The sequence below is a fragment of the Kocuria sp. 2SI genome (assembly GCF_005502825.1).
Classification (GTDB): domain Bacteria; phylum Actinomycetota; class Actinomycetes; order Actinomycetales; family Micrococcaceae; genus Kocuria; species Kocuria palustris.
Genome location: NZ_SCNB01000002.1, coordinates 155,879 through 175,228, shown reverse-complemented (window position 1 = coordinate 175,228; position 19,350 = coordinate 155,879). Strand labels below are relative to the sequence as shown.

Genomic DNA, 19,350 nt, shown 5'->3' with positions numbered 1-19,350 from the left:
ATGCAGACCGAGACCCCCCGGATCGACTGGGCCGGCTTCCCCGGTGTGGACCCCCGCTGGTCCCGCACCGTGGAGGCCCCCTCCCACGCGGCCTGCGAGCCGGTCCCCGGCACGACCCGGCGCTGGCACCTGCTCGACAACCAGGCGGTGCTCCAGGAGCAGGGGAAGACCCCGGCCGGCACCATCCTGGCCGTGCACGGCAACCCCACCTGGTCGTACCTGTGGCGCTCGGTCCTGAAGGCCGCGACCGAGGCCGAGACCCCCTGGCGCGTGGTGGCCGTGGATCAGCTCGACATGGGCTTCTCCGAGCGCACCGGCCTGTTCCGCCGCTACGACGACCGCATCCAGGACCTCAGCGACCTCACCGCCGAGATCGGCCTGGACGACGAGCGCGTGGTCACCCTGGCCCACGACTGGGGCGGTCTCGTATCCATGGGCTGGGCCGAGCTGCACCCGAAGGCGCACGCGGCAACGATCATGACCAACACGGCGATCTACCACGATCCCGAGTCCGGTCCCATCCCGGATCCGCTGCGTCTGGCGCTGGCGCCGAAGGTCCACGGAGCCGTCACCTCCCGGACCACCGCGTTCCTGGACATCTCCCTGTCGCTGGTCTCCCCCTCGCTGGCTCCCGAGATCAAGGCGGCGTTCAAGGCGCCCTACGACACCCCCGAGCATCGAGCCGGCATCGAGCACTTCGTGGCGGACATCCCGGCGTTCGCGGATCATCCGTCGAACCACCGCTACGAGCGCACGGCGTCCTGGATGGCCACCTCGACCGTTCCCGCTCTGTTCCTGTGGGGCCCCAAGGACCCGGTGTTCCTGGAGCGCTACCTCCAGGACCTTCGCAAGCGCATGCCGCAGGCGGACGTCCACCGCTTCGAGGGCGCCAACCACCTGCTGCCCGAGGACCGGGACATCGCCACGCCGGTCATGCAGTGGCTGCAGCAGAACCTCGTCGATCCGCACCCCCGCCGCTTCCAGCACCTCGAGGCCCGTCCGCAGGCCGAGGAGCCGTTCGTGCCCTTCACGGCCGGGCTGTCCCACCGGGCCGGCCTGGACGAGGCCACGACCGCGGTCGCCACCGTGGACATGGGCAAGGCCGAGAACGACAGCGCCCCGGCCGTCGAGCGCAGCCTCACCTGGGCGCAGCTCGACGAGCGCGTGGAGCGCATCGCCGCCGGGCTGATCGGGCTCGGGGTGAAGCCCGGAGACCGCATCAATCTCATGGTGCCCCCGGGGGCCGACCTCACCACGCTGATCTACGCCTCACTGCGTGTGGGAGCCGTGATCGTCGTGGCGGACACCGGACTGGGCCTGCCGGGGCTGCGCCGCGCGCTCAAGGGCGCCTCCCCGCAGTGGTTCATCGGCATCCCCGCGGCTCTGACCGCCGCCCGCACGTTGGGCTGGCCGGGGCGGCGCATCAGCGTCGAGACCCTGGATCCGGTGCGCCGGCGCGTGCTGGGGATCGAGGCTTCCGTGGCCGAGCTCGAGCGCACCGCGCCGGGCCTGCTGCCGCAGATCGACCCGGATGCGGACGCCGCCGTGCTGTTCACCTCGGGCTCCACCGGCCCGGCCAAGGGCGTCGTCTACACCCAGCGGCAGATGGCCGCCATGCGCGATGCCGTGGCCGCCGTGTGCGACCTGCGCCCCGGCACCGGGCTGGTCGCCGCCTTCGCGCCGTTCGCGCTGCTGGCCCCGGCCATGGGCGCGGCCTCGGTGACCCCGGACATGGACGTCACCAAACCGCGCACCCTCACCGCCCGGGCGCTGGCCGATGCTGCGGCGGCGATCGAGGCCACCACCGTGTTCGCCTCGCCCGCTGCGATCGTCAACGTGCTGGCCACCCAGAACGACCTGGCACCGCATCAGCGCCAGGCGCTGGGCCGCGTGCGGCTCATGCTCTCGGCCGGGGCCCCGCTGCCGCCGCCGCTGCTGGAGCAGCTGCAGAAGCTGCTGCCCGCGGCCGAGCTGCACACCCCGTACGGCATGACCGAGGCCCTGCCCATGACGGACGTCCGCCTGGAGACCATCCGCGAGGCGGCCGTCGACTCCCAGCCGCTGCACCCCGAGCAGGGCTTCCGCTCGCAGGCCCGCGTGCGCGGGGCCGGCGAGGGCGTCTGCGTGGGCACCCCGGTCCCCGGTGCGGCCGTGCGGATCGCGCCGGTCGATCACGACGGCGTCCCGTCCGATCAGCTCGTGGATCTGCCGGACGTGCTGGGCGAGATCGTGCTGCAGGCCCCGCACGTCAAGGACCGCTACGACTCCCTGTGGATCACCGAGAACGAGTCCACGCGGATCCCCGGCTGGCACGCCACCGGAGACGTCGGGCAGCTCGACGACAAGGGCCGCCTGTGGGTCTCCGGACGCCTCCATCACCTGCTGCTGACCAGCGACGGACCGGTCGCTCCCGTGGCCGGCGAGCACGCCGCGCAGACGGTCTCGGGAGTCAGCCGCGCCGCGCTCGTGGGTGTCGGACCCAGGGGTGCTCAGGTGCCCGTCGTCGTGTGCGAGACTGAGCCTCCGGCACGCCGATCCGGCCCCGCGCGAGCGGGTCTGGCCGGGCGCGTGCGCAGTGCAGTCCACGACGCCACCGGCCTGGATGTCGCGGCCGTCCTGGTGGTGCCCCGGCACCCCACGGACATCCGCCACAACTCCAAGGTCGACCGCACGCGCCTCGCCGCCTGGGCCGATGATGCCCTGAGCGGGGGAAGGATCAGGAACCCGTGAGCACCACGCCAGGCATTCCCCGCGCCGCCGGAGCACCCCGGAAAGCGCATCGTGCCACGCCGGAAGAGCTGCAGGACGTGCAGGAGCTGCAGGGGAAGGGCCGCACCGTCCTGGTGACCGGCGCCTCCGGGATGCTCGGCGAGTCCGTGGCCCGCAGGCTGCTCAGACAGGGCTGGACGGTGCGCGTGCTGCAGCGCGGGCAGGCTCCCGTCGCGCTCGAGGACGGCGTGGAGCAGGTCCTCGGCTCCATCACGGACATGGAGACCGTGCAGCGCGCACTCGACGGCGTGGACGACGTCATCCACCTGGCGGCCAAGGTGTCCTTCGCCGGCGACTGGGAGGACTTCGTCTTCACCAACATCACCGGAACGCGCCTCCTGCTGGAGTCGGCGCGCAAGGCCGGTGCCCGCAACTTCGTGTTCGTCTCCAGCCCGTCGGTGGCGCACACGGGCGTGTCCATCGCCGGCGACGGCGCTGGACCGGCCAATCCGTACAAGGCCCGCGGGAACTACGCCCGCTCCAAGGCGGCGGCCGAGCTGCTGGCCCTGGAGGCCGATTCCGATGCCCTGCGCGTCACCGCGGTGCGCCCGCACATCGTGTGGGGCCCCGGCGACACCCAGCTCGTGGAGCGCATCGTGGACCGGGCCGCGCGCGGGCGCATGCCGCTGCTCGATGACGGCGCCGCGCTGATCGACACCACCTACGTGGACAACGCCTCCGAGGCCATCGTCCGGGCGCTCGAGCGCATCGAGGTCGCCCACGGCGAGGCCTTCGTGGTGACCAACGGCCAGCCGCGTCCCGTCGGCGAGCTGATCGGCATGATGTGCCGCGCAGGCTCCGTGCCCGCTCCCAAGCGGAAGATCCCCGCCGGGGTGGCGCGCTTCGCCGGCCGCACGATCGAGAAGGTCTGGGCCCGGTTCCCCGGTCAGGACGAGCCGCCCATGACCGAGTTCCTGGCCGAGCAGCTCTCGACCGCGCACTGGTTCTCGCAGAAGCGCACCCACGAGGTCCTGGGCTGGGAGCCGTCCGTCTCCATCGAGGAGGGCATGCGCCGGCTCAAGCAGCACTACGACCACCATCCGCTGCCGGTCGTGGTCGAGCAGCGCGAGAAGCGCGAGAAGCGCGTCGAGTCCACGACCTTCAAGGCCGGCAGCTGAGCCTGCTGGTTGCATCGACTGATCTGATGATCGGCAGGTCCGCTGGCCTGCAGCGTCACTGAGCGGCAGACCTGCGCAACGTTCGCTTCGGCCCAGCCTCGTCTCACGAGGCGGGGCCGACGCCATTCCGGAGTCCCTCTCCCGCGACGAGGCCACGTCGGCCAACCCGAAGGTCCCGTGATTCCCGCGCAGAGACAGCACTTCACAGGTCGAGAGGCCGCGACGGTTCGACACGGCGTACGGGCAGGTCGAACTCGTCACCGTGATCCTGGCCCGTTCGGAGACGGTCTCCCATCAGCTGCGGCGTGCCGGAGAGCCGCTCGAATTCCTCGACGGTGAGCAGCACATGCGCTGCCCGACCGTGATCGATGACCATGACCGGGCCCTGCTCGGCGGCTCGCATGGCTGCGCCGACGTCGCAGTCGAATTCGCGGCTGGTGACAGTGGCGCTCACGTCGGGCCTCCCGGTAGGAATCGCCTTCACAGCAGGCCTGCCGCTCACTCGTCGGGAAGACCACGGCCGCGCAGCTGCTGGATCGGACGACGAGCTCTGGCCCCGGATGCTGACGCCGCATGACACCCACCCATCAGAGCTGATGGCATGCGCACGTGCGGCCTCAGCGGGGCGGGCAGGCGGCAGGTCAGTACCGCGCGCGGCGAGGGCGGCGCTGGCACACGGAGCACCGGTACGACGACCGGTTCATGAACTGCTCACGCACGATCACGCCATCGCGGCCCTCGGCCTCGCAGCGCGGGCACGCCTCACCGGCGCGGCCGTAGGCATTGAGGGAGCGGGAGAAGTAGCCGGATTCCCCGTTGATGTTCACGTACAGGGAGTCGAAGCTCGTCCCGCCGGCCTCCAGGGCCCGGGCCATGACGTCCTGCACCGCCTCGACCACCCGCTGGGTCTCCGGGCGCGTCAGGGTCTCGGTGGGGCGGGCGTAGTGCAGCCGGGCGGACCACAGGGCCTCGTCGGCGTAGATGTTGCCGATCCCGGAGATGAGGCCCTGATCCAGCAGAGCGCGCTTGATGCCTGTCTTGCGGCGGCGCAGGGCGGCGTGGAAGGCGCCGGGGTCGAAGTGCGGGTCCAGCGGATCTCGCGCGATGTGCGCGGCGTGGACCGGGATCAGCGGCTGGCCCAGAGCACCTCGACCGCCGGGATGGCCGTCGGCGGTGGGGACCAGAGGATCCAGGAACATGCCCCCGAAGATGCGCTGGTCCACGAAGCGCAGCTGACCGGGCAGCTCCTCGGGAGTCTCGGAGAGCCCCAGGCGGACCTTGAGATGGCGCTCGTCGGGCTGGTCATCTCCCTGGATCAGCGCCTGTCCGGACATCCCCAGGTGCATCATCAGCGCGAGCTCATCGCCGGAGGCCAGAGCTACGGGCAGCCAGAGGAACTTGCCCCGGCGCACCGCGTCCAGGATGGACGCGCCCTGCAGCCGCTCGACGAAGTCGCCCGGACCATCCGCATGACGGCGCAGTGAACGAGGGTCCAGGACCTCGACGGTCTCGACCCGGCGCCCGACCGTCCATCGCTCGAGGCCGCGGCGCACGACCTCGGCCTCGGGCAGCTCGGGCATCTCAGCGCCCGTCGGCCAGCGGCCGGCCGTGGCCGTCGGTGCGGGTGGTGCCGGTGATCGCCGAGTAGGCGGACTCCGCCGCCCGGCGCTCGGCCTCCTTCTTGGAGGTGCCGGGGCCGGTGCCGTGCACGGTTCCGCCCAGCAGGCAGGAGGCCGTGAAGGAGCGGTTGTGGTCGGGGCCCGTGCCCTCGACCTCGTAGGTCACCGCGCCCATGCCCCGCATGGCGGCCAGCTCTTGGATCTCGGTCTTCCAGTCGCGGCCCTCGCGGATCACGAAGTCGTCCTCGAGCAGCGGCACGATCATCTGCAGCACGAACGCTCGTGCCGCATCCAGGCCCTGGGAGAGGTACAGCGCACCGATCACGGCCTCCATGGTGTCGGCCAGGATCGAGGACTTGTCGTGCCCGTCGGTGCGGATCTCGCCGCGGCCCAGGCGGATGAACTCCCCCAGCCCGCGCTCGCGCGCCAGCTGCGCCAGGGTGCGCGTGGAGACCACGGAGGCACGGATCTTGGCGAGGTCGCCCTCGCTGCGCTCGGGGTAGCGCGTGAAGATCTCGTCGGTGACCGTCAGCCCCAGCACGGAGTCGCCCAGGAACTCGAGGCGCTCGTTGTGCTTCTGACCGGCATGCTCGTAGGCGTACGAGCGATGCGTCAGCGCAATGAGCAGCGTCTCGGCGTCGATATCGACGCCGAGACGCTGCAGAAGATCCTGATGATCAGACGCCAACTCAGGCGTCCGCCACCTTGCGGCCCTTGTACTCGTAGTACAGGGCGGTGCCGGCGGAGTCGGTGACCAGCTTGGCCTGGTGCGGCAGGGAGTACACGGTCTTGCCGTTCTCCACGGTGCGGACCAGCTTGGGGGCCTTCGCCTTCCACTGCGAACGACGGGCGTGCGTGTTGGCTCGCGAGAGCTTCCTCTTCGGAACAGCCACTGCTATCTCTCTTCTCTCGGGGACTCGTCCCCCTGCTCGAGCAGGCCTGCGAGGGCGCTCCAGCGGGGGTCGAGCACTTCATGTACATGATCGGGGTCGTCCTCCAGCCGCGCGCCGCACTGGGCGCACAGACCGGGGCAGTCCTCCCGACACACTGGCTGGAACGGCAGCTTGGTGATCGCTGCGTCCCGGAGCATCGGCTCCAGATCGATGTGATCGTCCTGGACGGTGTACATCTCGTCGGCGTCGTCGTCCTCTTCCGGAGTCTCGGAAGGGGCGTCGAACAGGAAGAGCTCCTGCACCTCTACGGTCATGTCCTCTTCGACCGGATCGAGGCACCGACTGCACTCGCCGTGAAGGCGGGCTGTCACCGTGCCGGAGACCAGGATACCGTCCACGACGGATTCCAGCCTCAGGTCGGCTGCCATGTCGGAGCCCTCAGGGGCCCCGATGATCGCATTGCCGAAATCCTTCGGCGCAGGCAAGGTCTCCTGGAAGAGACGCATCGTCCCGGGACGGTGTTCCAGGTCCCTGACGTCCAGCGCCAGCGGTGAAACGTTGTCTCGACTGATGATGATCTCCTGTGGGTTCAATGCCAGCACGTCATTCTAGACGGCAGGACGAGGATGCTCAACCGATGGCGTCGCGGGTCCCGTCCAGGGCGGCCAGCACCTCTGGCGTCACGAACGCGGAGACGTCCCCTCCGAAGCCGTGGACCTCCTTCACGAGCGACGACGACACGTGCGCGAGCTCCGGCGCAGCGGCCAGGAACACCGTCTCCATGCCCGTGAGGCTGCGGTTCATCCCGGCCATGGGCAGCTCGTAGTCGAAGTCCTGCCCCGAGCGCAGGCCCTTCACGACCGCCACGGCGCCGCGGCCGGTGACGTACTGCGCCAGCAGTCCCCCGCCCAGCGGCTCGATCCTCACCCGCTCCGACGACGAGCCCAGCGACTGCTCCACGAGCTCCACGCGCCGATCGATCGGGAAGCGGTGCTTCTTGCTCGGGTTGTCCGCCACGGCCACGATCACCTCGTCGAACAGCCGAGCCGCGCGCTCGATGATGCCCACGTGGCCCAGGTGGATCGGGTCGAAGGACCCGACGCAGACGGCTCGGCGCCCAGCGCTCGGAGTCTGCTCGGGCGCGGCCGAAGCGGGTGCAGGGTTCTCAGTCATGCCGGACACGCTATCGCGGCGGCCGCCTCCCTAGACTCGAGCCCATGAGCCTTCTGCAGACCGACTCCCCCGACCTCCCCTGGCACGACCTGGCACGCGGTGCGGGTCTCATGCAGGACTCCGGGGCGCTGCGCTCCACGATCTTCGACGAGACCTCCGTCCTGGCCCGCGCCCACGGCGCCGTGAACCTGGGTCAGGGCTTCCCGGACGCCGACGGCCCCGCCGCCATGATCGAGGCCGCGGCGGAGGCCCTGCGCTCGGGGCTCAACCAGTACTCGCCCGAGCGCGGGCTGCCCGAGCTGCGCGAGGCGATCGCGGCCCAGCAGCTCGCCACGCAGTCCCGCGAACTCGACCCCCACACCCAGGTGGTCGTCACGGCCGGCGCCGCTGAGGCCCTGGCCGCCTCGCTGCTGTCGATCCTGCGCCCGGGCGACGAGGTGGTGGTGCTCGAGCCGCACTACGACCTGTACGCCGCGATCGTGGCCTTCGCCGGGGGCGTCCTGCGCCCCGTGGCCCTGCGCCCGCCGGAGTTCGGTGTGGACCTGGAGGACCTGCGCGCCGCCTTCAGCGACCGCACAGCCGCAGTGCTCGTGAACGATCCCCACAATCCCACCGGCACCGTGCTCAGCCCCGAGACCGCACGCGAGATCGCTCGGCTGGCCGTGGAGCACGATGCCGTGATCCTCACCGACGAGGTCTACGAGCACCTTCGCTACGACGGAGCGCACCTCTCCCTGGCGGCCGGGGCGTCGTCGTCCATGCTCGAGCCCGAGCTGGCCGAGCAGGTCCGCGAGCGCACGCTCGTGGTGTCCTCGGCCTCCAAGTCCCTGCAGGTCACGGGCTGGCGCATCGGCTGGGTGAGCGGGCCGGCCGATCTGATCAGCGGGGTCAGCGCCGTGAAGACCTACCTGAGCCACTCCGCGGCCGCTCCCCTGCAGAAGGCCGTGGCGGCAGGCCTGCGCGACCTGCAGACCTGGGGGCAGACGCTGGCCGCCGAGCAGGCGCAGCGCAGCGCACTGGTCGGGCAGGCGCTGCGGGATCTGGGGCTGCAGGTCGCCCAGCCGTCCGGCTCCTACTACGTGGTGGCCGACTTCTCGCCGCTGTTCGACCGCTATGGCGCCACGACGTCGGCGGAGATGTCGCGCGCGCTGATCGAGCAGGCCGGGCTCGCCCTGCTGCCCCTGTCGGCCTTCGCAGCCCCGGAGAACCAGGAGCTCTACGCGGGCTGGATGCGAGTGGCCGCATGCAAGCGGGAGTCCACGCTCCAGGAGGGCATGGACCGGCTGGCCGCAGCCCTGCGCTGAGGCTCAGCCCTTGCGCCCCAGCGCGCGGTAGGTCCAGTCCGCATCGATCCACTGCTGCGGATCGAGCACGTTGCGCCCGTCGAGGATCTGGCGACGCCGCACCAGCGGAGCCAGGTCCTGCGGCGTCATCCGCCGGAACTCGTCCCACTCGGTGAGCAGCACGACCACCTCGGCGCGGGCCACCGCCTGGATCAGCGAGCTCGCGTAGTCCACACGCGGGTAGCGCTTGGCGGCGTTCTCATTGGCCTTGGGGTCATAGACGTGGACGTCGGCGCCGATGGAGTGCAGGCGCGCAGCGATGTCGAGTGCCGGCGAGTCGCGGACGTCGTCGGACTCCGGCTTGAAGGCAGCGCCCAGCACGGCGATCTCCCGGCCCATGACGGAGCCGTCGAGCATGTCGGTGATGACTCCCACGGTGTGCTCGCGGCGTCGGATGTTGATGTCGTCGACCTCGGCCAGGAAGCGCACGGACTGATCCAGGCCGAGCTCCGAGGCCCGGGCACGCAGGGCGCGGATGTCCTTGGGGAGGCAGCCGCCGCCGAATCCGACGCCGGCGTTGAGGAACTTGCGCCCGATCCGCTCGTCCATCCCGATCGCATCGGCCAGCGTGCGGATGTCTCCGCCCACGGCCTCCGTGAGCTCGGACAGCGAGTTGATGAAGCTGATCTTGGTGGCCAGGAACGAGTTCGCCGCGACCTTCACGAGCTCCGAGGTCTCGTAGTCGGTGACGATCAGCGGAATGCCCTCGGCCAGCTGCGGGGCGTAGACCTCGCGCATGAGCGACTCCAGGCGCTGGGCCTGCTCGTGCTCCCTCGCATCAGCGGAGCCGTGCCCGGGCAGGCCGATGACCATGCGGTCGGGGTGCAGCGTGTCCTCGACGGAGTGGCCCTCGCGCAGGAACTCGGGGTTCCACACCAGGTCCACCTCGATCCCCTCCGGCGCATTCTCCCGCGCCAGCTCGCGCAGCCGCCGAGCGGTGCCCACCGGGACGGTGGACTTGCCGGCGATCACGGCATCGCGGGTCAGGTGCCGGGAGATCTGCTCCACGGCGGAATCCACGAAGCTCATGTCCGCGGCGAATGCTCCGGGGCGCTGCGGGGTGCCCACCCCGATGAAGTGCACGTCCCCGAAGGCCCCGGCCTCCTCGTAGTCGGAGGTGAAGCGCAGGCGCCCGGACTCCACATGCTTGCGCAGCAGCTGCGGCAGCTCCGGCTCGTGGAAGGGCAGAACCCCGGCCGACAGCGATTCGAGCTTGGCGGGGTCGATGTCCACCCCCAGCACCTCGTAGCCCATCTCCGCCAGCGACGCCGCGTGCGTGGCGCCCAGGTATCCGGTCCCCAGCACAGTGATGCGCATCCGGTGCGTGCTCCTCGGTCTCGTGTGCGTGCCCAACGCACGCCGTTCCGCAGTGCGGGCCGCACAGACGGCAACCCATACCAGCAGACTAGCTATCCTCTTCCTCCCCGGAGCGGGGGGGCCGCGGTGTGCCAGGTGAACTTCAGATGATGCCGGCGTCGACGTCCCCGCCCGCACCCCGGATCCGCTCGGGCGACGAGCGAGTCAGGAGGGGTCGTCGGCCTCGGCGAACCAGAGCATGGTCTCGCCGTGCCTGCTGCTCTCGAGCCGACGCAGGCCCTGGGGCCAGGCGGGCTCCGGGCTGCGCGCGGATCGCTCGATCACCACGACGCCGCCGGGGCCGAGCTTGCCGCTCAGCAGGGACAGCACCTCGCTCAGCTCGGCCTCCCCCAGCGGGTAGGGCGGATCTGCGAGCACGAGATCCCAGGGACCCTCGTGGGCCGAGGCGTATCCGTGCACGGAGCCGCGCTCGCAGCGCACCCGCTGCGAGCCGAGGGCACGATTGACCGTCTCGGCATTGACCCTGCACACCGAGACGGCCCGCGGATGCTTCTCCACGAGCACGACCTCGCGCGCGCCGCGGCTGGCGCACTCGCAGCCCAGGGCCCCGGAGCCGGCGAAGAGGTCCAGGACGCGGGCGTCGTCGAGCATGCCCCAGGCGTCCAGGCGGGAGAACAGCGACTCCTTGACACGATCGGTCGTGGGCCGGGTACCGGTGCCGGGCACGGAGGCCAGTCGGGTGCCGCCGGCCGCTCCGGCGATGATGCGGGTCACGAGCGGATCAGCCCCTCTCCAGGTACTTCTCGGTGTCCTCGTCGAGCGCGGCGCGGATGGCCGCGAGCAGCTGCGGGTGCTGCTCGAGCCCGGGATCGGCCGTCAGCACGGCCTGGGCCTCGCGGCGGGCGCGCTCGATGACGCCGGCGTCATCGACGGCGCGCAGCAGCCGCAGGGTGGAGCGCCCGCCGGACTGGGCATCGCCCAGGATGTCGCCCTCGCGGCGCTGAGCCAGATCGGCCTGGGCGAGCTCGAAGCCGTCGGTCGTGGCCGCCACGGCCGCGATCCGCTCCCGCGAGGGATGCTCGGGATCGCGGCGGGTGACCAGCAGGCAGGTGGAGCGGTGCGCCCCGCGACCGATCCGCCCGCGCAGCTGGTGCAGCTGGGAGATGCCGAAGCGATCGGCGTCCACGATCACCATGAGCGTGGCATTGGGGACGTCGACGCCGACCTCGACCACGGTGGTGCAGATCAGCAGATCGATCTCCCCGGCGGCGAAGGCCTCCATGGTCTCGGTCTTCTGCGCGGCGTCCAGGCGCCCGTGCAGCACCGCGACCCTCGCCTGCTCCAGCTCGGGCGCCCGCCGCACGAGCAGCTCGAGCCAGGTGGTCGAGACCATGGCCTCGGCGGCCTTCTCATCGGCGGCCGAGCCTGCCAGGGAGAACGGCGGGACCTCGTCGTCCGCCCCGATCTTGGGCGCGACCATGTAGACCTGCCGTCCTGCGGCGATCTCCTCTGCGGCCCGGGCCATGATCCGCCGCTCCCAGGCCGGGTGCTCGAGCAGCCCGACCACGTGCGTGTCGATCGGCTGGCGTCCCGCGGGCAGCCCTTCGAGCACCGAGACGTCGAGGTCGCCGAAGACCGTCATGGCCACGGTGCGCGGGATGGGCGTGGCCGTCATGACGAGAAGGTGCGGGACCTCGTCGGCGCCGGTCTCGCGCAGGCGGTCGCGCTGCTGCACGCCGAAGCGATGCTGCTCATCGACCACCACCAGGCCCAGGCGCAGGAACTGCACCGTCTCCGAGAGCAGCGCGTGGGTGCCGATCACGATCCCGGCCTCGCCGGTGACGATCTCGAGCAGCGCCTGCTTGCGCGCGGCGGCGGGCATGGAGCCGGTCAGCAGCACCACACGGGTTCCCTGCGGATCGCCCTCCAGCGTCCCGGCCGCACCCAGCGGCCCCAGTGCGCGCACGATCGAGGCATGGTGCTGGGCGGCCAGGACCTCGGTGGGCGCGAGCAGTGCGGCCTGCGCCCCGGAGTCCACGGCCTGCAGCATGGCCCGCAGCGCCACGACGGTCTTGCCGGAGCCCACATCGCCCTGCAGCAGCCGGTTCATGGGGTGGACCTGCCCCAGATCCGCGGCGATCTGCTGCCCGACCTCCTGCTGCGAGGCGGTCAGCTCGAAGCCCAGCCGTCGTGCGAAGCCCTCCTGCAGCATGCCCTCCGCGCCGGTGAGCTCCGGAGCGCGGCGCTGGGCGACCGCCTGGCGCCGACGCAGCAGCGCAGCCTGGAGCACGAGCGCCTCGGTGTGGCGGAAGCGGGCCTTGGCGCGGTGCCAGTCCTGCTCATCCGCCGGACGGTGCATGGCCTGATAGGCGCTGGCCAGATCCGAGTACCGGTGCTCCCGGGCGACCTCGAGCGGCAGCGGATCCGGGACGGTGGACCAGTCCACGGCGGCCAGGCACAGCTGCACGGCCTGAGCGATCCGATCGCTCGTGAGCTTGGCGACGGCCGGGTACACCGGCACGGGGCGACCAGCGCTGTCCAAGGCGTCGGCGGCATCGACGTCGTCGTCGGGATCCAGCGGCGCATAGTGCGGATTGGCCATCGTCAGCTCGCCGCGATACTGCGAGACCTTGCCCGAGAACAGCGCGTGGGTCCCGCTGGTGAGGTCGCGCGAGGCGGTCCAGGCGTTGAAGAAGCTCAGCGTCATGGTGGCCCCGGTGGACTCCGCGAGCAGATCCGGCCCGGAGTCCGAGGAGCGATCGGTGATCACGACCTCGGTGATCGAGCCGCTGCGCGAGCGCATCCGCCGGGTGGACACGCGCAGCACCTCGGCCACGAGCGTGGCGTGCTCATCCAGGCGCAGCCCGCTGAAGGACGTCAGCTCCCCGCGGGGCACCAGCCGGCGCGGGAAGTGCTCGAGCAGCTGCCCGATCGAGACGATGCCCAGGTGCTTCTCGAAGGCCTTCGCCGAGCCGGCCCCGAGGACCTCGGCCAGCGAGCGGTCCAGATCCCCGCGGTCCACGGACGACGCTGGGGCCTCCGGTCCGGATGCCGAGCCCCGGCTCCCCTTCCGGGGGCTCATCAGTCCAGATCCGAGGGGTTGACGCGGCTCTGACGCCCCGAGCCCTCCGGGTCCAGCCCGGTGACGGCCACATTGCGCGGCGTGCCGTGGGCGCACAGGACATCCAGGGCGGCCTGACGATCATCCACGTGGACGTGGACCCGCCAGCGCCACAGCTCTCCCTCGATCTGGGAGATCGGCGAGGTGATCACGGAGCGGCCGATCTCGGTGAGCTCGAAGCGCACGGAGGCGGCCTCCAGGGCGGTCAGCTCGACGGTGGCCACGACTTCCACGCCGGTCTCGGCCTCGCCGCCCGCCGCGGCGGCCTCCCCGGCTGCGCAGGCCGCCGCGGCCTCTCGCATGCTCTCGAGCAGCTGCTGGACCTGCATGCCGGTCTCCTGACCGGTCGGCTCGGCGCTGTCCTCCGGGGCACCGGCCCACAGCACGGGCCGCCCGGAGCCCTCGCCGGCGGCGGTGCGGCGCAGGGCGTCCAGGATGATGAGCATCCCCAGGGCGCCGGCGTCCACGCGCCCCGAGCCCTGCAAGGCCCCGAGCTGCTCGGTGGAGCCGAGCACGGCCTCCCGGGCCGCGGCGACCACGCGCTCCATGTGGTGCAGCAGCGTGCGCTTGGAGCCGGGCTCCTCGGCCTCCGGGACCTGCACCGCGGCGATGTCCCGGATCACCGAGAGCATGGTGCCCGGCACGGGATCGGTCAGGGCGGACCAGGAGCGCAGCTCGCCCGAGGACAGGGCCTGGGCGAAGGCGTCTGCGGTGAGGCCGCGGCCCTCGAGCGAGGCGCCCACGGCGCACAGCCACACGGCGAACAGGGAACCGGAGTTGCCGCGGGCGTCATCCAGCGCGGCCTGGCCGGCGAGCGAGATGAGCTCGCCGACATCCGGGGTCTCGAGCACCTGGGCGGCCTCAGCGGCGGTGCCGACGGTGGTCACGAGGTTGGCGCCGGTGTCCGAGTCGGCCACCGGGAAGACGTTGATCGCGTCCAGGATGTCGGCGCTGGCGCGCAGCTCACGGACGGCGAGGTCGAACCACCGCCGAACGGCCTCCGTGCTCGCTGTGCTGCGCTCGTTCAAAGTGGTCCCATCCTCCGCTGCGGCTCCCGCCGATCAGCTGGTTCGCGTCATCGCCCGCCACGCTCACGCCCCAGCCGCCGACGGGCTCCTGGGGCTGCGCGCGTCCGGGAGGACCGGCTGCTGGTCCGCCGGAGGGAGCTCCCGGAAGGCGCACAGAGCCTATCGCACGGACTCCCTCGGGCACCTGGGCATCCTCCGGGAGACAGGCCAGCAGACCGTGGTCCTCCCCGCCTGCGAGCACCCAGTCCAGGGGGTCTGCACCCAGCAGCTCGGCCGCCGGCCGCAGGGGCTCGGCAAGCTCCTGCAGGGACTGGGGATCCAGCTCCAGGTGCACACCGGAGGCCGAGGCGATCCGTCCGCCGTCGCGCACGAGGCCGTCGGAGACGTCGATCATGGCGGTGGCCCCTGCCTGCGCCAGCCGCGCGCCTGACGGGACGGGGCTCACGGGCCGCAGCTGCCAGCCTGCGATCTCATCCAGGACGGCATCCTCCCCGGGGCGGTAGTCGCTCGAGAGCAGCAGCGCCAAGCCGGCCGCCGCGCGCCCGACTGTCCCGGCCAGCACAAGACGCTGCCCCGGCGCGGCTCCCGAGCGGCGCACGGGCTCACGGCCCTGCAGATCCCCGGTCACCGTCACGGTCACGGAGATCTGCTCGCCGCCGCCCAGATCACCTCCAGCCACCGACAGCTGCGGTGCCCCGCAGGCCTGGATCCCGCCGCGCAGCCCGCGGGCGAAGTCCAGGACCCACTGGCACGGAGTCTGCGCCGGGAGGGTCAGGGACACGACCATGGATGACGGCACCGCGCCCATGGCCGCGGCATCTGCCAGGTTCTGCGCGGCGGCCTTGGCACCGGTGTCCGCACCGCCGGTCCGTGCGCCGCTGAGCCACACCGGGAGGAAGTCCTGGCCCTCGACCTGGGTGTCCGTGGTGATCACGAAGCGCCCGTCCGGGGCGGCGATCACCGCGCAGTCATCACCAGGGCCCAGCTGCAGGTACGGCGAGTCCTCGCCCTGCAGCAGCGGCAGGAAGGCGGCGAGCAGCTCCGATTCGGAGGTCTCCCCCACGCTGCGGCCGGCGAGAGCCTCCGCAGCCGTGGACGGCTCGGCGGAAGCCTCCGACGAGCCGTCCACGGCCGCTGCGCGAGCAGTCCCAGGCCCCTGGCCTCGCAGCGTCGAGCCGCCCGTGCTGTCCTGCCTGGTCATCTGCGCCGCCTCTCGGTTCATCGGGGCTCACGCTAGCCGCCTGGGCGGACAGCACAGCCGCTCGCTGCGTCCTGAGGTCGTGCGTGCCGGCGGTCCCGTGCGGCGGTTCTGCGCGATTCGAGGCCCGCTGGAGCCGGGCGATAGGATCCGGGCCATGCGCTCCGGTCCGAATCCCCTGCTCCCCCTCCGCGCTGCGGCTCTGACGGCCGCCGGCCTGGTCCTGCTCACGGGCTGCGGCTCGAGCACCGCGCAGGTCGAGGCTGCCGAGGACGCCGCGAATCCGGAGTGCGCGCCCGCCATGCTCGCCATGCCGGAGCAGATCAGCGGGCAGGACCAGCGCCAGACCTCGAGCCAGGGCACCACGGCCTACGGGGATCCCTCGGCGGCCGTGGTGCGCTGCGGGGTGACTCCCCCGGAGCCCACGACCGATCTGTGCACGCGCGTGAACGGTGTGGACTGGCTGATCCGCGATCTCGAGTCCGACAACCGGTGGCAGGCCACGACCTACGGGCGCGACCCCGCCTTCGAGATCACCTTCGACACCACGGTCGTGCCGTCCTCGACCGCTCTGGTCGATCTGGGCAGCGCGGTCTCGACCGTGCCGCAGGACTCCGAGTGCCTCTCCGTGGACGAGGTCCCGCAGACCTGAGCCGGGCTCAGCGCAGCCCGATCGGCCGCTCGAGGGCCAGGCGCAGCAGCTCGTCGAGCAGTGCGTCGTAGGGCAGGCCGGAGGCCTCCCACAGCCGCGGGTACATGGAGATCGAGGTGAATCCCGGCATGGTGTTGACCTCGTTGATGAGGGCGCGGCCGTCGTCGGTCAGGAAGAAGTCGGCGCGCGAGAGCCCCTCGCCGTCGACGGCCTCGAAGGCCCGGGCGGCGTCCGCGCGGATGCGCTCGGCGGTCGCCTCCGGGACCTCGGCCGGGCAGCTGAGCTGCGCGGAGTCCTGCGCGACGTACTTGGCCTCGAAGTCGTAGAACGAATGCTCGTCCACCACGACGATCTCCCCGAGCAGCGAGACGCGCGGAGCGTCCTGCCCGTGGCCCTGCAGCACGGCGCACTCGATCTCGCGCCCAGAGATCCCGGCCTCCACGACCACCTTGCGGTCGAAGGACCGGGCCTCCTCCACCGCGGCGGTGACAGCCGAACGATCGCTCGGGTCATCCACCCGGGTGATGCCGAACGACGATCCGGCTCGGGCGGGCTTCACGAAGACGGGCGCCGCCAGCTGAGCGATCTCGTCCAGGACCGCCTCCGGCTCGCTGCGCCAGCGCCGGTCCTTGGCCACGATGTACGGCCCGACCTCCAGCCCGGCTGACTCGAAGGCGACCTTCATGAAGTGCTTGTCCATGCCCACGGCCGAGGACGTCACCCCGCAGCCGACGTAGCGCATGTCGGCGAGCTCGAGCATCCCCTGAAGGGTGCCGTCCTCGCCGTAGGGGCCGTGCAGCAGCGGCAGCACGACGTCGATGTGCTCGCGGCGCTCCTGGGCCGGGCCCTCGCCGGAGATGTCGCGGATCAGCAGCTCGGTGTCGCCGGAGCCCATGGGCAGCGAGACCATCTGCTCGCCGACCGGCAGCTCGGTGATGGGGTTCTCGTCGAGCAGCGCCTCGAGCTCGTCCTGCGAGAAGAGGAACCACTCGCCCGTGCGCGCGATCCCCACGGTCACCACGTCCCAGTGCTCGCGGTCGATCGCCCCGAGCACACCCCGGGCGGTGACCAGCGAGATGCTGTGCTCGGAGGAGCGCCCGCCGAACAGGATCGCCACACGGGGGCGGGACGACGGGGCTGCGGTCTGCGGTTCAGCGGCTGCGGGATCGATGGTGCTCATGCGGTGGTTGCCTCCGCTTTCAGTTCGCGGCCCAGCAGCAGCGGGGCGAGGTGTTCGACGGTGATGCGACCGTCCAGGATAGCCACGACGGCCTCGGTGATCGGCATGTCGACCCCGTGCGCCCGCGCGAGCTGCAGCACAGCAGGCGCGGACTTCAGGCCCTCGGCGGTCTGCGTCATCTCGCGGTCGATCTGCTCGAGCGTGCGGCCCTGTCCCAGCAGGCGCCCGGCCGTCCGGTTGCGCGACAGCGGCGATGAGCAGGTGGCCACCAGATCGCCGATCCCGGCCAGCCCAGCCATGGTCTCGCTGCGAGCCCCGAGCGCCAGGGCCAGCCGGGTGGACTCCGCCAGCCCGCGGGTGATCACGGAGGCCTTGGAGTTGTCGCCGTAGTGGCGGCCGTCGCAGATGCCCACGGACAAGGCGATCACGTTCTTGGTCAGCCCGGCGATCTCCGTGCCGACGGCATCGGTGTTCGTGTACGGGCGGAAGTAGGGCGCGGCCACGGCGCGGGCCACATCGGCGGCCAGCTGCGGATCGGCTGCCGCCACCACCGAGGCGGTGGGCTGCTCGTCGGCGATCTCCATGGCCAGATTCGGGCCCGAGACGATGCACAGCCGCCGGCTCCAGCCCTCGCGGTCGCGCCCGCCCTGCGGGTGGCCCTCCGGGCGCTGCTCGGCCAGGACCTCGGCCACGACCTCGCTCATGCGCAGACCCGTGCCCCGCTCGAGGCCCTTGGCCAGCGAGACCAGCACGGCCTCGTGCTCGAGGTGCTGCGCCACGGCAGCCATCTGCGCGCGCAGGGCCTGAGCGGGAACAGCCAGCACGACCAGGTCCGCCCCCTCCAGGGCCTGGGCCAGGTCCGCGGTGACCTGCAGCGGATCGGGCAGGTGCGTGCCGGGGACGTAGCGCTCGTTGACCCGGGTGCGGGCGATGCGGGACATCGCCTCTGCGTCCCGGCCCCACAGCACGACCTCGGGGACCGGGCCCTCGCCGCTGAGCCCGGCGTCGGTGAGGATCTTGGCGAAGGTCGTTCCCCAGGATCCGGCGCCCAGCACGGCGGCCCGGCGCGGGCTCCACCTCGGCTCGGGAGCGCCCAGATCCTGCGCGGCGTCGCCGTCGCGGGTCAGCTGCTCGGAATGCTGCGTCATCGTCGTCCCCTGAGGCGTCGGTCCCATCGGGTGGGCGGAACAGGTTCGTCGCGCAGGACGGACAGCTCAGCGGCGATCGCGTCCAGGATGGCATCGGTGGCCTCAGCGGCCGCGGCGCGCGGCACGGCCGCGACCCTCTCGGCATCCGTGCGCCCAGTCTGCCCGGGCGCACGCGTGCTGCGGAAGCGGCTCAGATCCACGGGCTCGCCCACGCGCACCCGCACCGGCCGCCGGGGACGGAGGCTCACGTGCACCCGCCACCGGCTGTCTCGGCCCAGGATCTGCTGGTCTCCCCAGTGGGCGATCGGGATCACGGGGACGTCGAGGCCCAGAGCCAGCCGCGCCGCACCGGGGTAGGCGTGCATGGGCCAGCGCAGCGGATCCCGGGTCAGCGTGCCCTCCGGATAGATCACGACGACCCCGCCGCGAGCCAGGTGGTCCTGGGCGTCGCTGAGGGCCTGGGCGGTGTCGCGAGTGCCCCGGTGCACGGGCACCTGCCCGATCCGATGCAGCAGGAAGCCGAGCACGGGGATGCGGAACAGCGACTCCTTGGCCAGGAACCGGGGCGTGCGCCCGGCATCGACGACGCTGAGCCCCACCGTGATCGGGTCGATCTCGGTGACGTGGTTGGCCACGATCAGGCACGGGCCGTCGGACGGGATCCGCTCCAGATGCTCGACGCGGCGCCGGGCCAGCAGCCCGTAGGGCAGCCGCACGAGCCGCTGGAGGATCTGCAGCTCGAGATTGAGCTCGCTGCGGCGACCGGAGAGGCGGGTGCGGGCCATGTGCAG

The 19,350-nt window shown here is 71.8% G+C and carries 18 protein-coding genes; 4 read left to right on the top strand and 14 right to left on the bottom strand.

The window, feature by feature from the left end:
- Entirely contained in the window at positions 1–2,730 is a 2,730-nt protein-coding gene (locus FFS25_RS01995; protein ID WP_137801780.1) for an alpha/beta fold hydrolase, read from the top strand.
- Positions 2,727–3,887 (top strand): NAD-dependent epimerase/dehydratase family protein, encoded by a 1,161-nt coding sequence (locus tag FFS25_RS01990; protein WP_137801728.1) that lies wholly within the window; start codon positions 2,727–2,729, stop codon positions 3,885–3,887. The genes FFS25_RS01995 and FFS25_RS01990 overlap by 4 nt, the downstream gene beginning before the upstream one ends.
- A 202-nt stretch (positions 3,888–4,089) precedes the next feature.
- Here FFS25_RS01990 and FFS25_RS01985 read toward each other — a convergent pair whose 3' ends face one another.
- From FFS25_RS01985 to coaD, 6 genes are all read right to left on the bottom strand, one after another.
- Complete coding sequence (locus FFS25_RS01985; protein ID WP_137801727.1) at positions 4,090–4,341, bottom strand: type II toxin-antitoxin system Phd/YefM family antitoxin; 252 nt, start codon at positions 4,339–4,341, stop codon at positions 4,090–4,092.
- Between the two features lie 187 nt (positions 4,342–4,528).
- Positions 4,529–5,467 carry a bifunctional DNA-formamidopyrimidine glycosylase/DNA-(apurinic or apyrimidinic site) lyase gene (gene mutM, locus FFS25_RS01980; RefSeq protein WP_058871230.1) on the bottom strand — a complete coding sequence of 313 codons (939 nt, stop codon included), beginning with the start codon at positions 5,465–5,467 and terminating at the stop codon, positions 4,529–4,531.
- A 1-nt stretch (position 5,468) separates the two neighbouring features.
- Positions 5,469–6,194 (bottom strand): ribonuclease III, encoded by a 726-nt coding sequence (gene rnc, locus FFS25_RS01975; protein ID WP_058871231.1) that lies wholly within the window; start codon positions 6,192–6,194, stop codon positions 5,469–5,471.
- Between the two features lies 1 nt (position 6,195).
- Positions 6,196–6,399 carry a 50S ribosomal protein L32 gene (gene rpmF, locus FFS25_RS01970; RefSeq protein WP_006215062.1) on the bottom strand — a complete coding sequence of 68 codons (204 nt, stop codon included), beginning with the start codon at positions 6,397–6,399 and terminating at the stop codon, positions 6,196–6,198.
- A gap of 2 nt (positions 6,400–6,401) precedes the next feature.
- A complete protein-coding gene (locus tag FFS25_RS01965) occupies positions 6,402–7,001 on the bottom strand; it encodes a YceD family protein (protein ID WP_235586747.1) in 600 nt (199 codons plus the stop codon).
- A 28-nt stretch (positions 7,002–7,029) separates the two neighbouring features.
- The gene (coaD, locus tag FFS25_RS01960; RefSeq protein WP_053447183.1) at positions 7,030–7,572 is read right to left on the bottom strand and encodes a pantetheine-phosphate adenylyltransferase; all 543 of its coding nucleotides are present in this window, start codon (positions 7,570–7,572) and stop codon (positions 7,030–7,032) included.
- Positions 7,573–7,616: 44 nt separating this feature from the next.
- On the opposite strand from coaD, the gene FFS25_RS01955 reads away from it, so the two are divergent.
- Complete coding sequence (locus tag FFS25_RS01955; RefSeq protein WP_058871232.1) at positions 7,617–8,876, top strand: aminotransferase class I/II-fold pyridoxal phosphate-dependent enzyme; 1,260 nt, start codon at positions 7,617–7,619, stop codon at positions 8,874–8,876.
- Between the two features lie 3 nt (positions 8,877–8,879).
- Here FFS25_RS01955 and FFS25_RS01950 read toward each other — a convergent pair whose 3' ends face one another.
- The 5 genes from FFS25_RS01950 to thiL form a co-directional block, all read right to left on the bottom strand.
- The gene (locus FFS25_RS01950; RefSeq protein WP_137801726.1) at positions 8,880–10,232 is read right to left on the bottom strand and encodes a UDP-glucose dehydrogenase family protein; all 1,353 of its coding nucleotides are present in this window, start codon (positions 10,230–10,232) and stop codon (positions 8,880–8,882) included.
- A gap of 204 nt (positions 10,233–10,436) precedes the next feature.
- Entirely contained in the window at positions 10,437–11,006 is a 570-nt protein-coding gene (gene rsmD, locus FFS25_RS01945; protein WP_137801725.1) for a 16S rRNA (guanine(966)-N(2))-methyltransferase RsmD, read from the bottom strand.
- Positions 11,007–11,013: 7 nt separating this feature from the next.
- Positions 11,014–13,314 carry an ATP-dependent DNA helicase RecG gene (locus FFS25_RS01940; protein ID WP_249933725.1) on the bottom strand — a complete coding sequence of 767 codons (2,301 nt, stop codon included), beginning with the start codon at positions 13,312–13,314 and terminating at the stop codon, positions 11,014–11,016.
- Positions 13,314–14,381 (bottom strand): DAK2 domain-containing protein, encoded by a 1,068-nt coding sequence (locus tag FFS25_RS01935; RefSeq protein ID WP_137801724.1) that lies wholly within the window; start codon positions 14,379–14,381, stop codon positions 13,314–13,316. Before FFS25_RS01935 ends, FFS25_RS01940 begins: the two co-directional genes overlap by 1 nt.
- Positions 14,317–15,582, bottom strand: coding sequence for a thiamine-phosphate kinase (gene thiL / locus FFS25_RS01930; protein ID WP_249933724.1), 1,266 nt, complete (start codon positions 15,580–15,582; stop codon positions 14,317–14,319). The genes FFS25_RS01935 and thiL overlap by 65 nt, the downstream gene beginning before the upstream one ends.
- A gap of 154 nt (positions 15,583–15,736) precedes the next feature.
- Between thiL and FFS25_RS01925 the strand changes: the two genes are divergently transcribed.
- On the top strand, positions 15,737–16,231 hold the full coding sequence (locus FFS25_RS01925; protein ID WP_053447177.1) for a DUF3515 family protein: 495 nt from the start codon (positions 15,737–15,739) through the stop codon (positions 16,229–16,231).
- 7 nt (positions 16,232–16,238) lie between these two features.
- On the opposite strand, the gene FFS25_RS01920 is transcribed toward FFS25_RS01925, so the two are convergent.
- The 3 genes from FFS25_RS01920 to FFS25_RS01910 are packed head-to-tail and all read right to left on the bottom strand — an operon-like array spanning position 16,239 to position 19,344.
- A complete protein-coding gene (locus tag FFS25_RS01920; RefSeq protein WP_024290740.1) occupies positions 16,239–17,411 on the bottom strand; it encodes a D-alanine--D-alanine ligase family protein in 1,173 nt (390 codons plus the stop codon).
- The gene (locus FFS25_RS01915) at positions 17,408–18,559 is read right to left on the bottom strand and encodes an NAD(P)H-dependent glycerol-3-phosphate dehydrogenase (RefSeq protein WP_137801722.1); all 1,152 of its coding nucleotides are present in this window, start codon (positions 18,557–18,559) and stop codon (positions 17,408–17,410) included. Before FFS25_RS01915 ends, FFS25_RS01920 begins: the two co-directional genes overlap by 4 nt.
- A complete protein-coding gene (locus tag FFS25_RS01910; RefSeq protein ID WP_137801721.1) occupies positions 18,556–19,344 on the bottom strand; it encodes a lysophospholipid acyltransferase family protein in 789 nt (262 codons plus the stop codon). Before FFS25_RS01910 ends, FFS25_RS01915 begins: the two co-directional genes overlap by 4 nt.
- Between the last annotated feature and the right edge of the window lie 6 nt (positions 19,345–19,350).

Bases quoted from the DNA above. Each gene is read 5' to 3' on its own strand.
- FFS25_RS01920 (WP_024290740.1), bottom strand. From the start codon at position 17,411: ATGAGCACCATCGATCCCGCAGCCGCTGAACCGCAGACCGCAGCCCCG.
- thiL (WP_249933724.1), bottom strand. From the start codon at position 15,582: ATGACCAGGCAGGACAGCACGGGCGGCTCGACGCTGCGAGGCCAGGGG.
- FFS25_RS01995 (WP_137801780.1), top strand. From the start codon at position 1: ATGCAGACCGAGACCCCCCGGATCGACTGGGCCGGCTTCCCCGGTGTG.
- FFS25_RS01950 (WP_137801726.1), bottom strand. From the start codon at position 10,232: ATGCGCATCACTGTGCTGGGGACCGGATACCTGGGCGCCACGCACGCG.
- FFS25_RS01910 (WP_137801721.1), bottom strand. From the start codon at position 19,344: ATGGCCCGCACCCGCCTCTCCGGTCGCCGCAGCGAGCTCAATCTCGAG.
- mutM (WP_058871230.1), bottom strand. From the start codon at position 5,467: ATGCCCGAGCTGCCCGAGGCCGAGGTCGTGCGCCGCGGCCTCGAGCGA.
- FFS25_RS01925 (WP_053447177.1), top strand. From the start codon at position 15,737: ATGCGCTCCGGTCCGAATCCCCTGCTCCCCCTCCGCGCTGCGGCTCTG.
- FFS25_RS01940 (WP_249933725.1), bottom strand. From the start codon at position 13,314: ATGAGCCCCCGGAAGGGGAGCCGGGGCTCGGCATCCGGACCGGAGGCC.
- FFS25_RS01915 (WP_137801722.1), bottom strand. From the start codon at position 18,559: ATGACGCAGCATTCCGAGCAGCTGACCCGCGACGGCGACGCCGCGCAG.
- FFS25_RS01955 (WP_058871232.1), top strand. From the start codon at position 7,617: ATGAGCCTTCTGCAGACCGACTCCCCCGACCTCCCCTGGCACGACCTG.
- coaD (WP_053447183.1), bottom strand. From the start codon at position 7,572: ATGACTGAGAACCCTGCACCCGCTTCGGCCGCGCCCGAGCAGACTCCG.